A 16,890-nucleotide genomic window follows, 5' to 3' on the forward strand; every position below is an offset into this window, starting at 1 on the left:
CCCTCTGTTGTAAACTCTGCCTGATTGCTTCTTATTTGTCCTGAATCCAGCTCATCATCTTGCGAAGTTCTCTTCCTACTTTTTCAATTTGATGTTCTGATTCCATTCTTCTTCTTGCATTAAAGTTAGGACGATTGGCTTGATTTTCTAAAATCCAGTTCTTAGCAAAGGTACCATCTTGAATTTCTTTTAATACTTTCTTCATTTCTTTCTTTGTTTCTTCTGTAATAATACGTTTTCCAACACTGTAATCTCCATACTCTGCAGTATCACTGATCGAATATCTCATGTAGCTTAATCCACCCTGGTTGATTAAGTCTACGATTAATTTCATCTCATGCATACATTCAAAATAAGCACTTTCTGGTTGATATCCGGCTTCTACCAATGTTTCGAATCCCGCTTTCATAAGTTCAGAAACGCCTCCACAGAGTACCGCTTGCTCTCCAAAGAGGTCTGTTTCAGTTTCTTCTTTAAATGTGGTTTCAAGAATACCTGCCCTTGCTCCACCAATTCCTGCTGCATATGCAAGCCCTAATTCTTTTGCATTACCAGTAGCATCTTGATGTACTGCGATCAGACAAGGAACACCTTTTCCTTCTAAATACTGACTTCTTACTGTATGTCCAGGTCCTTTTGGTGCAACCATGAATACATTTACATCTGCAGGAGGTGTAATCTGTCCATAGTGAATATTAAATCCGTGAGCAAAGGCTAAAGATTTGCCCGCGGTTAAATTGGGCTCAATGCTCTCTTTATATAATTTAGGTTGTTTTTCATCATTAATAAGAATCATAATAATATCAGCCTCGGCTGCTGCTTCTGCTGCAGTTGCAACTTTAAGTCCTGCTGCTTCTGCTTTCGCCCAGGATTTGCTGCCTTCATAAAGTCCAACAATTACATCCACACCAGAGTCATGTAAGTTAAGCGCATGGGCATGCCCCTGGCTTCCATATCCGATAATCGCCACTTTTTTTCCCTTTAATAAATTCAAATTGCAATCTTGTTCATAATATAATTTTGCCATTTTTTATTCCTCCTCATATTTATTATGTTGTTTGATTTCTTTATTCCCTCGCTCCAGAGCTGTAAGGCCTGTGCGAATCATTTCTTTGATACCATAAGGTTCCAGCATGCTGATTAATGCAGATACTTTTGCTTCATCTCCAGTGATCTCAATCATCAAGGATTCACTGGCTACATCGACTATTCTTCCTCTGAAAATATTCACGATTTCAATAACTTCTGGCCTCTGATGGGTAGCAACACCTACTTTTATAAGTACCAGTTCCCTGTATACAGATTGTTCAGGCTTTAATTCTATAACCTTAATTACATCGATGAGTTTATTTAGTTGCTTTTTGATTTGTTCCAGGATATATTCATCTCCTCGAACAACAATGGTCATGCGGGATACATTGGGATCTTCCGTTTCTCCCACGGAAAGACTGTCGATGTTATAGCCGCGTCGACTGAAAAGTCCTGACACCCGGCTTAACACCCCTGAATGGTTTTCTACTAAAACAGATAAAACATGTCTCTTCACTGCAATCCCCCTCTCTATAGTAAAAAGATATGTTAAAGTGTGCTTTCTTTTGGATCAACGATACATTCAATTAAAAATGTCTCGTCGGAATGAATCGCTTCATCAAATACTTCTTTTAGTTCATCATCCTGAAGAACTCTTCTTCCTTTAATACCATAAGCATCTGCCAGTTTAATAAAATCAGGATTGCCGCTTAAGTTTACACCATATTCCGCCTTATAATTTTTATACTGCATTTCTCTGACCATGCCCAATCCTTCATTATTAAACAGCAGTATGATCAGCTTAACTTTATTTTGCTTTAATGTGGCCAATTCAAAGAAACTCATCTGAAATCCACCGTCTCCCATGGTTGCGACAACCTGCCTATTAGGTGCCGCGATCGCTGCCCCAATAGCAGCCGGCAAGCTGTATCCCATGGTCCCTAAACCACCGGAAGTAAAAAACTTTCTCTCATCGAAAATCTTAAAGTTACGGGCTGACCACATCTGATTTTGCCCTACATCAGCAACTAAAATAGCATTTTGATCTAAAACTTCAGAAAGAAGTTGAATCGCATATTTAGGATTTACATTACTGGAAGGCTTCCTGTTTTTTATACCGCTTTGCTTCAAATCTGTCAGATATTTTACCCATTCATCCGTATTAAGAGGCTGTGCCATCTCAAGAAACTGTTCCAAAATATTTTTCACGTCTCCCACAACCGGTATGGAGGTTCCTAAATTCTTACCAATTTCCGCAGGATCCACATCAATATGGATAATATCTGCATTCTTTGCAAATAATTTGCTTCCTCCGGTTGCTCTGTCTGCAATTCTTGCCCCCATAAAAACTGCTACATCTGCTTCAGATACTGCCTTATTGGCAACTTTATCCCCATGAGAACCAATCATCCCGATATAATAAGGTGAATTGTGGTCCATTCCTCCTAACCCCATTAGGGTGCATACCACCGGAATTTTGGACTTTTCTGCAAAAGCAAGAAGTTCTTTTTCTGCCTTTGCACTGACAATTCCTCCACCTATGCATATAATCGGTTTTTTACTGTCTTTAAGCCTTCTCAACGCACGTTTAATCTGACCTATATGTCCTATGTATGTAGGTTTGTAACCTCTGATATTGACTTCTTCATCATAAGAAAATTCAATATTTTCATTCTGCATATCTACCGGTATATCAATAAGAACCGGACCAGGTCTTCCTGTTTTAGCGATATGAAATGCTTCTTTAATTATGCGAGGAAGATCCTTTGCATCTTTTACAAGATAACTATGTTTTATAAAAGGTTCTGTCGCTCCTGTAATGTCTACCTCTTGAAATACATCTCTTCCTATTAGTGTTGATTTTACCTGTCCTGTAAATGCAACAAGAGGAATGGAATCCATATAAGCAGTTGCAATGCCTGTAATCAAATTTGTAGCACCCGGTCCTGAAGTAGCAATGCAGACACCTACTTTACCTGAAGTGCGGGCATATCCACTGGCGCTATGAGCAGCTGCCTGTTCTTGTCGGACCAACACGTGACGGATTGGTGACTTTCTTAAAGCTTCATACAAAGGCATGATCGCGGCCCCTGGATAGCCAAAAACTGTTGTAACTTCTTCTTTCTTTAAACATTCTACAATCGCATCTGCAGCTTTCATCGACTCCCCTCCTTCGAAATAAAGAGTATAAAAAAACCCCATCCCTGACTTGCAGGGACGAGGAATACATTCCGCGCGTTACCACCCTTATTAACTTTATTTTGCAATAAAGTTCTCTCACTAGGTTCAATCAAACCTTCGCCTGTAACGGGGCTTGCCGTTTATCTCTTACTTGTATAGAAGAAGTTCTATACTTCGGAGAAACTGCTCTGGAGAGATTTGTATTTCGCTATAGGATCGGTTCACACCACCCACCGACTCTCTGCACCTATATTATGCAAAATACCAGGCTCCTTCATTGCATTTATCAGAAAATTAAATTTGTATGTATTTTAGCAGTAATTAAAACTAAAGTCAATAACTTTTTTGAGAAAATTGTAATATTATTTACATTTAACAAAACCTTCATCTTCTTTAAGAATATTTTCTATTTCTTCCAACGAAAGGGGTTTGCTAAACAAATAACCTTGAACCTTATCGCATTGCTGATATTTCAAAAAAGAATATTGATCCCATGTTTCTACTCCTTCAGCAATAACTTGAAGTGCCATATTATGTGACAAATCTATCACTGCTTTTGCAATGGTCTGTTGACCTTTATCCACTGTAATATTATCTACAAAAGTTTTATCGATTTTTACCGTATTGATCGGCAACTGTTTTAAATAATTCAAAGAGGAATATCCTGTTCCAAAATCATCTAAAGAAATATTAATATTCATCTTTTTTAATTTCCCAAGAATTTCTTTAGTAAGTTCAATATCCATCATTGCCAGGCTTTCTGTAATTTCTAAATCCAAAAGTCCCGGATTCATATCCGTTTCTTCGATAATCTTCGTGATCATTTCAACTAAGTCAGGCTGCTGGAACTGTTTTGCAGATAAATTAACAGAAATACGAACATCTCTAAACCCTTTTTTTCTCCATTCCGCACTTTGCTGACATGCTGTACGAATAACCCATTCTCCTATAGGGACAATCAATCCTGTTTCTTCTGCCAGAGGAATAAAATGAGCAGGAGAGATGCAGCCTTTTGTAGGATGTATCCAACGGATCAACGCTTCTACTCCTACTATCTTTCCTGTCATAATATCTATCTGAGGCTGATAACAGAGCACAAACTCCTGATGATCCAGCGCCTGTCTTAGATCCTCTTCCAACTGGTATTTCTCCAATACTTTTGCACTTATGCAGGATTCAAAAAAGCAATATTGATTTCTGCCCTTTTCTTTTGCGTAGTTCATTGCCATATCTGCATATTGAACGATTGTTTTCACATCCTCAGCATCATCAGGATAAACAGCAATCCCCATGCTGGCAGTAATATGAAACTTTTTTCCATCTAATATAAAAGGGGCCTGAAAAACATGAATGAACTTTTTAACAATATTAATGACATCATTTTTATCAATAACCTCAGGGATTAAAACAGCAAACTCGTCTCCTTCAAAGCGTGAAATAAAATCATTTTGACACAGACAGCCTTTAAGTAATTGGCTTACCTGCTTTAATACTATATCTCCCTGAGCATGCCCCACAGTATCATTAACGACTTTAAAATGATCTAAATCTATATAAATCAGTGCAACTTTTTGGTTATTTTTTTTGCAATCCTCAATACTTCTCAATAAAGTCTCTTCAAAAAACTTTCGGTTTGGTATTTTGGTCAGATCATCATAATAAATCAACTGAAAAATCCTGTTTTGAGATCTTTGGTAATTTCTCATGAACACAAAAAGACTTCCAGTTAAAGCCGCTCCAATCAAAAGGAGCACAATGGATATCTGGGTTGCATTTTGAATATTCAGGTATAATTTTGCAAGTTTAATACCCATAAAAATTAATAATAACAAAATTGCGAAAGCAACAATGCCTGCTATTCTAAATGGGATATTATTATATCCCATTACGTCTACCGGCCGTTTTCTTCTTTTTAACAATTTGTTATTAGAATTAATAGTGCTCACGATACCAGCTCCGTCCCTAGAATTGCCTCCTCCAACTATCTATAATAATTATAATTTACCTTAATATTAAAGTAAATCATATTATTTAAGATTTTTGTTCATTCTTCAATTTCTTCCTTTAATTTTCCAAGATCCTTAATAATAATATTTTTGCCATCCATATCTATCAGCTTTTTCTTCTTTAATTGGCTCATCACCCGTGTTGCCGTTTCTCTTGTGGTTCCGACAAGATTAGCTATATCCTGTCTTGTCATTCCAAGATGAATTTCTATGCCCTTATTCGTAAGCTTCCCATATTCTTTGGCTAGATTAATCAATACTTTAGCTGTTCTTATATATGTATCATTTAAGGCAATTTCTTTTACGTTCATTTGAGAATAATAAAGGCGTCTAGTAAGTACTTTTATAATTTGCAATGACAATTCTCTGTTTTCTAACACCATCTTTTCTATATCCCTGTTGTAAATCATTCCGACTTCAGCGTCTTCTATCACTTCTGCTGTTGCAGGATACTCTATGTCATTAAACATGGTTACTTCTGCTAAGATCGCACCTTCTCCAAAAATATTCAGGATAATTTCCCTTCCGTCAAAAGAAGTTTTATATACTTTTATTTTCCCCGATTGAATATAAAAAAAAGACTCCCCTTTATCCCCTTCATTAAAAATAATTGAACCCTTTGGATACTTTTTTTTAATTTCCAGCTGGCTGATTTTTATAAGCTGTTCCTCTGATAAGCCTGAAAAAACAGGTATCCTCTTTAAAGCTATGATATGTTTCTCCACTATAGTCCCCCATTTCCTTATTTTATTTATATTTGATTAAAATGTGATTAATATCATATTCAAGTATTCCTATATATTTTATAATGAATACATCAATTGTGACAAGGAGGATTTCTTATGAGTGCTTTTTTAGGCCCTATACATTATTGGCTGTACAATAAAATTGTTTTATTTGAAGCATTAGAAAAATCATTGGTTGAGACTTATATAAATCAATACGGTAAATCTATTGGTGAAATTTACATAAAATACTGTGATCGATATGGCGATCCTGTATCAATCGATGAACCTTTGGAAAATATTATTGATCAAAGCAATATCCATGGCTGGCTTCAAGAAAAAATCAGTATCGCAGAAACCCGTCAGGCAGCTTTTTTGAATGAAGTACTGAATATCCATGGAAAGCAAGCGTTACATCTTGCGTCAGATATATACAGCAGACAAGGAGCAGCTGCAGGCAAAAGAAGTCAGTCTCAGGAAGCACCTTCTTCTGCCCCTGAATTGTTCAAGGCCTTAAATAACTATATTTTAGACGGAATGCCCTGTGACCGTGTCAATGAAATCATAGTTTCTAAAGAAGAGTGTATGGAATGGAAAACAGTTTTCTGTCTTCATATAGGTTACTGGAATGCTGCAGGGGCAGATCCCGATATATTTTATACTTTAAGAAAACAATGGATCTCTGCATTTATCGAAAATGCAAATCCTGATTATAAATATGAATTTGAGAAAATCTCTGATTCATTATCTCACAAAATATTAAAAGGAGGAAGATAATATGAAAATCACAAAGGATATGCTGATCGCAGAAGTTTTAAGAATCAACCCCAATGCTGCCAGAATATTAATGAGCAGCGGAATGGGCTGTCTTGGATGCCCTTCATCCCAGGCTGAATCTTTAGAACAGGCTGCCGCAGTTCACGGCATTGACGTGGATGAACTGATCGAAAAACTGAATCAATAGAAAATATTAAAAAAGGATTATAGACTTAATGCTTTTAAGTCTATAATCCTTTTTCATAATTATACACCTAATTTTCAATAGTTGCTTCTCCAAAGGCTTTTTGAATAAGCGCCGTATTCGTTTCTTTACCTAAAAGACTCACTAAAGGTACAGTAATACTGGATACAATCATGGCAATACATGAAATAATCGGCATATCAATTAAAAGTATACCTAATTTCTCAAGGATCAAATATCCTCCTATCACAATCCCTCCACCTAAAAATCCTGCCCAAGCACCAAACTTTGTCGTTTTTTTCCACCATATTCCCCAAACATAAGGACCAAGGAACATACCGGACACAATGCCCCAGGATAAAGACATAAGGTAAACAATCGTATTGGATTGGAATACAGCCATAACATAGGATAAAGCAACAAAAAGCGCACAAAAAACTTTCATTATGCTCATGGTCTTTTGATCAGATAAATCGGGTTTTACATATCCCTTTATAAAATCTATAGAAATAGTCGAACTGGAAACAAGCACTAAAGATGCAAGGGTTGACATAGAAGCAGAGAGAATCAGTACAACAATAACCCCTAGCAAAGCATCCGGCAATGCTTTTTCTAACATAAGAGGTACAACCATATCTGCATTGCCTTGTGGCATCACTGCAACCCCCTCTTCTATAAAGAATAACCTTCCAAGAGAACCTGTAAAGTACGCACTGACCCCTATGACGAATGCAAAAATAGTAGAAATAATTGTCCCTCTTTTAATCGCGTGATCGTCTTTGACCGCATAAAATTTGTGAATCATTTGAGGCAATCCCCATACACCAAAACTTGTCATAAAAATCATGCTCATCAATGACAATCTTCTGCTGGAATCACTAAATACCATACCAAGCCCCGAATCAAGAGCCGATAATTTCGTAAATGCTCCGCTAAAGCCACCAACCGCATCATTATTAACGACAAAAAAGACCATAAGTATGCTGCCTATTAACATAACGATTCCTTGGATAAAGTCATTGATAGCTGTAGCCACATAGCCCCCTAAAAGAAGATAAAAAGCAGTTAATATTGCCATACCTAAAATAACAGTATTGAAGCTGATCCCAAAAGAACTCTCAAAAATATATCCTAATCCTTTATATACTGAAGCTGTATAGGGTACTAAGAACACAAACATGACAAGCGCTGCAATAAACTTCATATTTTTACTTTCATACCTTTTTTCAAAAAATTCCGGCATAGTACGAACATCCAAATTATGTGTCATATCGCGGGTCTTTTGAGCCAGCATCTTCCAAGCAAGCCAACAGCCAAATACTGCATTCCCCATACCTATCCAAGAAGCTGATACACCATATTTCCATCCTAATCCTCCTGCATAGCCAATAAAAATAACCGCTGAAAAATACGAAGTCCCATAGGCAAAAGCACTCATCCATGCTCCCATATTTCTTCCACCAAGGAAAAAGTCATTGGTGTCTTTTACTTTTTTCTTGCTGTAAATGCCTACCCCAATCATCACCCCAATAAATACTAATAAGAATAATGCCTTCATTGATCCACTTCCTTCCTATTCATTTTTATAAATTTTTTGCAAATAAAAAACTCCCGTCCTATCATAAGGACGAGAGTATATTTCCCGTGGTACCACCTTAATTTATTATTGCTTCGCAGCAATAACCTCTTCAAGTACGCCAAAGCAACCTTTTGGGATACTCTATCACTATAACGGGTGAACCCGTCTTCCTCTACTGGCATATTTAATATGCGTTCAAGCAAGCACTCCAAGATGTATTCAAATTAATGCCGCTTTGCCCCTTCCACCAACCGGGTGCTCTCTGTAAAAGCCTACTTAATTTTACTTCTTCTCTTCAACGTTTTAACGCAGTATTTAGTTATCAATATATTATTATCTATTTAAAATATTGTCAATAGTTTAATTTATTTTAAAATTATTTTTTGAAATCTCTATATGAATTAAAGTCGTTTCAATCAAGTAATTAGATTCTAAAATCTCTCCAACCATTAATGTAGTTTAAATTATAATTTTTAAAACACAAAAAGGTCACTACAAAGTAATAACTTCATAGTGACCATAATTTTTACTGTTTATTAAGATGTCTTCTAAATATTTACCCAAAAGCTTCAAACCCTTATACTTATCATTGAAAATCCTTATCCAGGTTAATAACAATAGCCTTTGACCTTGTCATGGCTTCAATGCTGTATCGGATTCCCTGAGTACCTAAACCGGATGCTTTTACACCGAGGAATGGGAAGTGGTCTGGACCTCTTTCTGTTTTATTATTAATCTGAACAGTTCCAACTTCTAATTTCTGTGCAATGGCAAACGCTTTATCGATATTTTTGGTGAACACACAGCCTTGAAGACCGTATTCCGATTTGTTAGAAATATCGATGGCTTCTTCGATCGTTTTTACGCGCATAATTGGCAGTACAGGACCAAAAGGTTCTTCCCACGCAATTCTCATATCTTCCGTAACATAATCAAACACCGTAGGCCAGATATATCTTTTTTCTCGTTTATTGCCTATAAGAAGTTTAGCACCTTTCTCAATTGCATCATCAATAAGTTCCTGTACAAAATCTGCCGCCTTATCATTAATCAAAGGTGTTATTTGTGCATCGTCTTCAGGTCTGCCTACGGTAAGTTTTGCGACTTCCGCAACGATTTTTGAAGCCAGTTCGTCAGCAATACTCTCCATAACCAATACTCTCTTTACAGCCGTACACCTTTGCCCAGAGTAATTGAAGGCACCTTTAACGATATTTTGAGCGGTTTCATCCAGGTCACAGTCTTCCAAGACGATGGCTGCGTCTTTGCCTCCCAGTTCCAATAATAACGGAATCATGCCTGCTTCTTTTGCAATATGCTGGCCAACTTCCGTACTGCCTGTAAAATTAATCATATCAATGCCTGGATGGGTAATTAAATAATCTCCCAGCTCAGAGCCCTTCCCTGTTACAATATTAAGCACGCCTCCTGGAAGCCCGGCTTCACAGAAGATTTGCCCTAAATACATGGCACTGATTGAGCCCTGGGTCGGAGGCTTGAATACAACACTATTGCCTCCTGCCAGTGCCGGAGCAATCTTTGATATGGATAAATTAACAGGATAGTTAAAAGGAGAAATACATAAGATTACTCCTAATGGCACTCTTTCTACAAGAGATATTTTGGTTTTATCAAACCCTGGAAAAGCATCGCCATAAATCGTTTCACCGGTCATTCTTTTGGCAGTTTCAGCCGTAAAATGCATAAAGTCAACGGTTCTCTTCACTTCAGATATGGCTGAGCTTTTTGCCTTCGCTATTTCTTTAACTAAAACATCAGCAATTTCTTCTTCATACTTTTCCATAATTCTTGCTGCTTTGTGAATGATATCAGCTCTTTCGCTTGTCGGTATTTTTGCCCATTCTTTTTGTGCTTCTTTTGCATTTTGAATAGCAAAATCAACATCTGCTCTGGTTTGAGCCTGTATCTCTCCAATTAAAGAGTCATCGACCGGAGAATAGATCTTAATTCTTTCTCCAGCAGACGATTCTGTCCACTGTCCACCACATAAATTTTTGTATATATTTCCTTCTCTGAATATGCATGAAAACATGCCATCACCTCTTTAATTTATAATTTAAGCATTGTCAGATAATATTTAATATTATTTATTTATTATATAATAATTATTATTGTTTTTCCACTGTTTTTATTTTTAATATGAAGATGTAATGATTTATTATATTCACTCAGACATATTATAATAAGGAATGACATAATTTAACTTGATAGGGATAGATTTATGGATCTAAACAGCATACTCATCGCTTTCAAATTCACTTTATTTGCTGGTCTTTCTTTTCTACCGGTATCGGAAGCCTGAAAGCGTTCTTTACCAAAAAAACAATACAAGATTCCTGTCTGTCATCCTCGGCTTCTCTGCAGGGGTAATGATTAAGTATTCTTTTATATCAAGTCTTTCAGAGCCTTTGGGAACCTTGGTAGGCTATGTACTCTTGTCATCACTCTTTGATATTACCTTTGGAATATTATTTGCAACTGTGGCCGGCATTATGGTGTATATCTCCCTGGATGAACTTCTTTCTGTGACTTAAGAATATGGAGAACATCATCTGTCCATATAGGATGTTGTGGCAGGTATGGTCGTAATGGCTGTCAGGTTGCTGTTATTTATTTAATCAAAAGTATTTTTTCACCAGTGAGTAGAAAATATTCTACTTAGATCATAAGATAGTAGGAAATTTGCTACCGATATAATTATAAACCCCTTCGCTTCTATCCTATGGGATCAGCGAAGGGGTTTATACATTTCACTCTAATTTATGTTATTATGCCATAAACATTTTTAAATCGTCTTCTACGTTTGTAATACCGCCGATGCCGAAGTTTTCTACCAGTACCTTTGCAACGTTTGGAGAAAGGAAAGCTGGCAGGGTTGGTCCCAAGTGAATATTCTTAACACCAAGATATAATAATGCAAGAAGTACGATCACTGCTTTTTGTTCATACCATGCGATATTATAAGAAATCGGCAGTTCATTGATGTCATTTAATTCGAATACTTCTTTTAACTTAAGAGCAATTACGGCAAGGGAATAAGAGTCATTACATTGTCCGGCATCCAATACTCTTGGAATACCTCCAATATCTCCTAATTCCAATTTGTTGTATTTGTATTTCGCACATCCTGCTGTTAAAATCACTGTATCTTTTGGCAGGGCTTTTGCAAATTCAGTATAGTAGTCTCTGCTCTTCATTCTTCCGTCACAGCCAGCCATAACAAAGAAGCGTTTGATCGCTCCTGACTTAACTGCCTCCACTACTTTATCGGCAAGAGAAAGCACTGTATTATGAGCAAATCCTCCAATGATTTCTCCTCTTTCAATTTCTGTAGGAGGTGCGCATTTCTTTGCGTGTTCGATGATTTCAGAGAAGTCTTTTCTTCCATCTTTTCCTTCTGCTATATGTTTTAATCCTTCAAAGCCTACGGAACCTGTTGTGTATACTCTGTCTTTATAAGAATCTTTTGGGGGAACAAGGCAGTTGGTTGTCATTAAAATAGGTCCGTTGAATTTTTCAAATTCTTCATTTTGCTTCCACCATGCATTTCCATAGTTTCCTACAAAATGATCATACTTTTTGAATGCAGGATAGTAGTTTGCAGGAAGCATTTCGCTGTGGGTGTATACATCTACTCCAGTGCCTTCTGTTTGTTTAAGCAATTCTTCCATATCCTTTAAATCATGGCCACTGATTAAAATAGCAGGATTATTTCTTACGCCGATATTTACTTTTGTAATTTCAGGATGCCCATAAGTGGAAGTATTTGCCTGGTCTAAAAGCGCCATGACATCTACCCCATGTTTTCCTGTTTCCATGGTTAAGGCAATTAGATCCTCAGCAGACAAGCTGTCATCCAGTGTAGCCGCCAATGCTTTTTGAAGGAAAGCATGAATTTCATTACTTTCATAGCCTAAGTTTAATGCATGCTTTCCATAGGCAGCCATTCCTTTTAACCCGTAGGTAATGAGTTCTCTTAAGGAACGGATATCTTCATTTTCTGTAGCCAAAATGCCTACAGTTTCAGCCTTTTTGTCAAATTCTTCTTCATTTGCCATGAAGTTGGCTGCATCATGGGTAATGTGTTCAACATTTCCTCCTGCATTAACTACTTCTTGTTTTAATGCTTCTCTCACTTCTAATGCTTTGTTAATACGATTAATAAAATCTGTTCTGTCGAAGTTTGCATTGGTAATGGTAGCAAATAAATTCTCCATAATAAATTTATTTACTTCTTTGTTTTCTACTCCTACTTTTCTTCCTTCTACAGCATACATGGAAATTCCTTTAAGGGTATAAATGAGTAAGTCCTGAAGATTGGATACATCTCCGGTTTTTCCACATACCCCTCTTAAAGTACATCCGCTTCCTTTAGCTGTTTCTTGACATTGATAACAAAACATCTTTATTCCTCCCTATTATATTCATTTTTATTATTCTTATTTGTTTAGTGTGTTTTTAGCTGTTGAGAATATAATAGAGGATTTTCAGGTTTAAATCAGTGATTTATGTCACAAATTTAAAAAAGATAAAAAAAATAACTCTTCCATGGAAGAGCTATTTTCTTATATAAGTAATGGCCTGCCTGCCCATCTGTACCCATGCCTTAACAAAATCATTCACAGGCACTTTTTGATTAGCTTTTGATTTCAAAGGATTATTGACATAAACATAGTTTTGATCATAGCCCGTTACAAGAACGGAGTGTTCTTTCATCGTAATGCGTATTGGACCATATGGGGTTTGCCATTCCTGAAAATAGTCATCGCTTAATTCTTTAAAACTGCCATTGGTAATCACCCATACGGGAGTGCCAGTATTCACAAAATATAATACGTCACTCCAATTACATCCTGTCAAATCCAGAATTCTTCCGGGTAAATACTTCTCTGCCAATGCTTTGATTGGCTTATGGTATACACCATATCCTCTTTTTTTAAAAGTATAAATATCTCCTACAAATCCCACATTAGGATGGCCATAATAGATCTTTCCGTTCTTTTTTTGATAGGGTGTAGGATCCTTTTTGATTTCTTTTGCCAGCGTCATTTTATTGGCTTTTACCCCTGCATGTCTTAGCAGCATTGCAAGACTCGTTACTTCGCAGCCTCTGGCCAGTTCAGGCATCTGAGAAATCAGAGGAACCTTTAGAATCACACGGGATTTGCGCTTGGCAGAATTGGTCCAAATCAGTGTTTTATTGTTATAATAATAGATGGAGCTATTCTTATATTCCCTGGCAACATTAGCAGCCTGTGCAAAAGTTTTAAATGAATTTAAATACTTTTTCTGCTGACAAACTGCAAAAGGTCTTTCCTTGTCCCAAAGATATTGCTTGCTGACAGGAATAACCATATCCTTTTCTATAATATGGCATAATGTAAAAACAAATAAAAACACCACAAGAAATGACAGGCTAATTTTGACCAGACCTTTTTTCATTTCTTTCATCCTTATTTTATTCGTTTATACATTATACTTTTGAAAATCTCAATTTATTCTTCCGATACAGTTTCATCTGAAGGCCCGTCTTCTTTTTGAGGCATATATTTATGCAATACCTTTTCTATAAAATAGGCAGATGAAAGTGCATAAAGACTCACCGCTACAAACATAAAAACAGGTACCGTCCAGGTTAATAAGAAAATCGCCACTAATAAAACAATACATACAATGGTTGTTAAAAGATGCCTGTTTGCCATAAAGAAGGCCATCTTTATTACGCCCGCAATGCTCATATAAAATCTGGACAAAAGAGGGAAAACGTAAATAGTGATGAAAATCAGCTGCAGTAAAACAGCATATTGGAATACAACCAGTATTTTTCCCATATTACCAAATAAATAGGAATTGCTTAAATTAAACCGAGCAATTAAAAAAGCGACAAGCAAAATAAGCCAAATTACTGTAGATTGCCTGAAATTCAATTTAAAGCTTTTCCAAAAATCTCTCCAGATATATCCGTCTTCATTTCTTACTTTTTTTCCCATGACATAGAAAAGTGCTGTCGTAGATGCACCTACGGTAAAAATCGGAATGCTAAAAATAAACCATAAAAAATTTAAAAAAATGATATCAAAAACAAGGGTCCCTATACGATTAAAAGGCCCGTCCAAGTCAAAAAATCCTTTAAGCATTGTTATTTCCTCCATTGAATCAGCGTTATGTTTTTTTATAATATCATATTTTTATGAATTTGAAAAATTGCTCATAAACTTATATTCTGTTTACATTAATCAACTCCACTGCTCCGTTGCCATCCGGTTTGAACTGTAAATCTGCAGTGGCTTTCTCATGAGTCTGGGGCAGAATAATATGAATCCCTTTGATCTTGTTATTTTTAAGGAGTTCCTTAACCATTTTGGGCGTAATGGCTTGTCCATATTGTTCCAAGCTATTCTTCCAAATGGTAAATTTACACCCATCTTTCCATTTGGTACAATAAAATGCTTTGGTATTCTCCTTTATATCCCCTTTACTGCATAAAGGACATTTCCCCAGAGACACTGACTTTTTAGCTCTTTTCTTTTGAGTTTCTTCAGGAAAAGTAATGGGATTCTCTGATTTTGTGGATTCCTCAACAATGAAGTAAACATATCTGATAATACTTTCCATAAATTTTTGGGGATCCATTTTCTTTTTCACAATGGATGAAAGGCCTTTTTCCCACTTACCTGTCATCTCCGGAGATTTTAATTCTTCCGGCACAATCTCAATTAATTTCATCCCTTTTTCTGTAGGATAAAGAGCTTTTCCCTTTCTAACAACATATCCCACTTGAATAAGCCGCTCTATAATAGAAGCTCTTGTGGCAGGGGTTCCAAGCCCACTGTCTTTTAGCTGCTCTTTTAACTCTTCGTCTTCTACCAGTCGTCCGGCATTCTCCATAGCAGATAATAAGGATGCTTCCGTATAAGGCTTTGGAGGAGTTGTCTTTTTCTTTTCGGTCTTTACATCAAAAGCTGTGACAGGATCGCCTTTTTTCAGAACAGGCAGTTCTTGTTCTTCCTCATTCTTTTTGGCATCATTCTTATAAAACAACATCCATCCCAATTGAGAAACGGTTTTCCCTTTGGTCACAAAAAACTCATTTTCTATTTCAGTAATCACTTTGGTAACGGTATATTCATAATCAGAATAAAATACTGCGAAAAATCGCTTGACAATTAACCCATAAATTTTTTTTTCGTCCTCTGTCAGATTTTCCAGTTTGGGAACTGTATCTGTTGGAATAATTGCAAAATGATCCGTTACCTTACTGTCATCCACAATTCTTTTAGAAACAGGCAGTTTGTCCATATCCAATATCGGTTTTACAAATCTGCTGTATAGGGGAATATTTAATTTACGCAAGGTACTTTTAAGCACAGGAATCATATCCGTACTGACATATCGGCTGTCGGTCCTCGGATAAGTAATCATCTTTCTCTTTTCATATAATCCCTGAGCAATGGATAAAGTTTTGCTGGCAGAAAAACCAAACATTTTGTTCCCGTCCCTTTGAAGCTCTGTTAGATCATATAAGAGAGGAGGAGGCTGCTTTTTCTTTTCTTCTGACAGATCTTTAATGATCCCCTGCTTACCCCTTACTTTGCGTGCAATGTCTAAAGCTTTTTCTTCTTCGAAAATTCTTGTTTCATGATTTTCAAGATCAGTCCATAGTCCCTTAAAGCCACTAAAATCTGCTTTTACTTCCCAATAGTCCTTTGGAACAAAGGTATCAATTTCCTTCTGTCTCTGCACCAAAATACTCAAAGTTGGAGTCTGCACCCGCCCAATAGATAAAAGTACATTGTACCGGATGGTAAAGGCGCGAGTTGCGTTCATTCCCACCAGCCAGTCTGCCTCCGAACGGCATTTTGCTGAATAATAAAGGGCATCATATTCTTCTCCCGGTCTTAAAGATTCAAAACCTTTTCTTATTGCCGTATCGGTCATACTGGAAATCCAAAGTCTTTTAAAAGGCTTTTTACATTTGACTGCTTCATAGATATATCTGAAAATCAATTCCCCTTCTCTTCCGCTGTCCGTCGCACAAACAAGAGAATCAATTTCTTTGGAATTCATAAGTTTCTTAAGGATATCAAACTGCTTTTTTGTTTTTCTCTCAGGTTTTGTTTTCATCTGCTCTGGAATAATGGGAAGAGTCTCGTAGGCCCAGCGTTTATATTTCTCATCATATTCCTCTGGTTCCAATAGTCTTACCAGATGGCCTATGGCCCAGGTTACAACATACTTCTCTCCTATAAGGCAGCCCTCGCCTTTTTGGTTACATCCTAAAACTTTGGCAATATCTTTGCCTACAGAGGGTTTTTCTGCAATAACTAATATTTTCCCCATTCTATTCATCCTTCAATAATTACTTTTATACTATTTTATCATAAGAAT

General features: G+C 36.6%; 14 protein-coding genes and 2 other annotated features. Of the genes, 3 read left to right on the top strand and 11 right to left on the bottom strand.

Features of this window, described 5'->3' with window-relative positions; all coding sequences use genetic code 11:
* Positions 1 to 31: 31 nt before the first annotated feature.
* The 5 genes from ilvC to JOD07_RS02020 form a co-directional block, all read right to left on the bottom strand.
* Positions 32 to 1,027, bottom strand: coding sequence for a ketol-acid reductoisomerase (gene ilvC, locus JOD07_RS02000; protein WP_158740252.1), 996 nt, complete (start codon positions 1,025 to 1,027; stop codon positions 32 to 34).
* A 3-nt stretch (positions 1,028 to 1,030) separates the two neighbouring features.
* Complete coding sequence (gene ilvN, locus JOD07_RS02005) at positions 1,031 to 1,546, bottom strand: acetolactate synthase small subunit (protein WP_204611824.1); 516 nt, start codon at positions 1,544 to 1,546, stop codon at positions 1,031 to 1,033.
* 32 nt (positions 1,547 to 1,578) lie between these two features.
* A complete protein-coding gene (gene ilvB / locus JOD07_RS02010) occupies positions 1,579 to 3,189 on the bottom strand; it encodes a biosynthetic-type acetolactate synthase large subunit (RefSeq protein WP_204611839.1) in 1,611 nt (536 codons plus the stop codon).
* Between the two features lie 50 nt (positions 3,190 to 3,239).
* Positions 3,240 to 3,497 (bottom strand) — a binding site (T-box leader).
* A 75-nt stretch (positions 3,498 to 3,572) separates the two neighbouring features.
* Positions 3,573 to 5,156 (bottom strand): putative bifunctional diguanylate cyclase/phosphodiesterase, encoded by a 1,584-nt coding sequence (locus JOD07_RS02015; protein ID WP_204611841.1) that lies wholly within the window; start codon positions 5,154 to 5,156, stop codon positions 3,573 to 3,575.
* A 98-nt stretch (positions 5,157 to 5,254) separates the two neighbouring features.
* A complete protein-coding gene (locus JOD07_RS02020; RefSeq protein WP_158740248.1) occupies positions 5,255 to 5,941 on the bottom strand; it encodes a Crp/Fnr family transcriptional regulator in 687 nt (228 codons plus the stop codon).
* Between the two features lie 117 nt (positions 5,942 to 6,058).
* On the opposite strand from JOD07_RS02020, the gene JOD07_RS02025 reads away from it, so the two are divergent.
* Together JOD07_RS02025 and JOD07_RS02030 are read left to right on the top strand one after the other, a co-directional pair.
* Positions 6,059 to 6,718, top strand: coding sequence for a hypothetical protein (locus tag JOD07_RS02025; RefSeq protein ID WP_204611855.1), 660 nt, complete (start codon positions 6,059 to 6,061; stop codon positions 6,716 to 6,718).
* Between the two features lies 1 nt (position 6,719).
* Positions 6,720 to 6,905 carry a DUF1858 domain-containing protein gene (locus JOD07_RS02030; RefSeq protein ID WP_204611857.1) on the top strand — a complete coding sequence of 62 codons (186 nt, stop codon included), beginning with the start codon at positions 6,720 to 6,722 and terminating at the stop codon, positions 6,903 to 6,905.
* Positions 6,906 to 6,972: 67 nt separating this feature from the next.
* Here the strand turns inward: JOD07_RS02030 and JOD07_RS02035 are convergent, their stop codons facing one another.
* Both JOD07_RS02035 and JOD07_RS02040 read right to left on the bottom strand, forming a co-directional pair.
* Positions 6,973 to 8,460 (bottom strand): sodium:solute symporter family protein, encoded by a 1,488-nt coding sequence (locus JOD07_RS02035; protein WP_204611859.1) that lies wholly within the window; start codon positions 8,458 to 8,460, stop codon positions 6,973 to 6,975.
* Positions 8,461 to 8,522: 62 nt separating this feature from the next.
* Positions 8,523 to 8,789 (bottom strand) — a binding site (T-box leader).
* Positions 8,790 to 9,067: 278 nt separating this feature from the next.
* The gene (locus tag JOD07_RS02040) at positions 9,068 to 10,534 is read right to left on the bottom strand and encodes an NADP-dependent glyceraldehyde-3-phosphate dehydrogenase (RefSeq protein WP_158740244.1); all 1,467 of its coding nucleotides are present in this window, start codon (positions 10,532 to 10,534) and stop codon (positions 9,068 to 9,070) included.
* A gap of 337 nt (positions 10,535 to 10,871) precedes the next feature.
* Between JOD07_RS02040 and JOD07_RS15315 the strand changes: the two genes are divergently transcribed.
* Positions 10,872 to 11,036 (top strand): hypothetical protein, encoded by a 165-nt coding sequence (locus JOD07_RS15315; RefSeq protein ID WP_330636086.1) that lies wholly within the window; start codon positions 10,872 to 10,874, stop codon positions 11,034 to 11,036.
* 234 nt (positions 11,037 to 11,270) lie between these two features.
* Here JOD07_RS15315 and hcp read toward each other — a convergent pair whose 3' ends face one another.
* The 4 genes from hcp to JOD07_RS02065 all read right to left on the bottom strand — a co-directional run bounded on the left by hcp (position 11,271) and on the right by JOD07_RS02065 (position 16,842).
* Positions 11,271 to 12,905, bottom strand: coding sequence for a hydroxylamine reductase (hcp, locus tag JOD07_RS02050; RefSeq protein ID WP_207756768.1), 1,635 nt, complete (start codon positions 12,903 to 12,905; stop codon positions 11,271 to 11,273).
* Between the two features lie 154 nt (positions 12,906 to 13,059).
* The gene (locus tag JOD07_RS02055; RefSeq protein ID WP_204611867.1) at positions 13,060 to 13,944 is read right to left on the bottom strand and encodes a C39 family peptidase; all 885 of its coding nucleotides are present in this window, start codon (positions 13,942 to 13,944) and stop codon (positions 13,060 to 13,062) included.
* A gap of 53 nt (positions 13,945 to 13,997) precedes the next feature.
* Positions 13,998 to 14,639, bottom strand: a complete 642-nt coding sequence (locus JOD07_RS02060; RefSeq protein WP_204611869.1) for a YesL family protein — start codon at positions 14,637 to 14,639, stop codon at positions 13,998 to 14,000.
* A 79-nt stretch (positions 14,640 to 14,718) separates the two neighbouring features.
* Positions 14,719 to 16,842, bottom strand: coding sequence for a DNA topoisomerase III (locus JOD07_RS02065; RefSeq protein ID WP_204611871.1), 2,124 nt, complete (start codon positions 16,840 to 16,842; stop codon positions 14,719 to 14,721).
* Positions 16,843 to 16,890: the final 48 nt, after the last annotated feature.

Origin of the sequence: Defluviitalea raffinosedens (assembly GCF_016908775.1) — a bacterium.
Lineage (GTDB): Bacteria > Bacillota > Clostridia > Lachnospirales > Defluviitaleaceae > Defluviitalea > Defluviitalea raffinosedens.

What these genes read in the sequence shown, in the direction of transcription:
- JOD07_RS02065 (WP_204611871.1), bottom strand. Translation starts at nt 16,842, where the DNA reads ATGGGGAAAATATTAGTTATTGCAGAAAAACCCTCTGTAGGCAAAGAT.
- ilvC (WP_158740252.1), bottom strand. Translation starts at nt 1,027, where the DNA reads ATGGCAAAATTATATTATGAACAAGATTGCAATTTGAATTTATTAAAG.
- hcp (WP_207756768.1), bottom strand. Translation starts at nt 12,905, where the DNA reads ATGTTTTGTTATCAATGTCAAGAAACAGCTAAAGGAAGCGGATGTACT.
- JOD07_RS02035 (WP_204611859.1), bottom strand. Translation starts at nt 8,460, where the DNA reads ATGAAGGCATTATTCTTATTAGTATTTATTGGGGTGATGATTGGGGTA.
- JOD07_RS15315 (WP_330636086.1), top strand. Translation starts at nt 10,872, where the DNA reads ATGATTAAGTATTCTTTTATATCAAGTCTTTCAGAGCCTTTGGGAACC.
- JOD07_RS02025 (WP_204611855.1), top strand. Translation starts at nt 6,059, where the DNA reads ATGAGTGCTTTTTTAGGCCCTATACATTATTGGCTGTACAATAAAATT.
- JOD07_RS02055 (WP_204611867.1), bottom strand. Translation starts at nt 13,944, where the DNA reads ATGAAAAAAGGTCTGGTCAAAATTAGCCTGTCATTTCTTGTGGTGTTT.
- ilvB (WP_204611839.1), bottom strand. Translation starts at nt 3,189, where the DNA reads ATGAAAGCTGCAGATGCGATTGTAGAATGTTTAAAGAAAGAAGAAGTT.
- JOD07_RS02040 (WP_158740244.1), bottom strand. Translation starts at nt 10,534, where the DNA reads ATGTTTTCATGCATATTCAGAGAAGGAAATATATACAAAAATTTATGT.
- JOD07_RS02030 (WP_204611857.1), top strand. Translation starts at nt 6,720, where the DNA reads ATGAAAATCACAAAGGATATGCTGATCGCAGAAGTTTTAAGAATCAAC.
- JOD07_RS02060 (WP_204611869.1), bottom strand. Translation starts at nt 14,639, where the DNA reads ATGCTTAAAGGATTTTTTGACTTGGACGGGCCTTTTAATCGTATAGGG.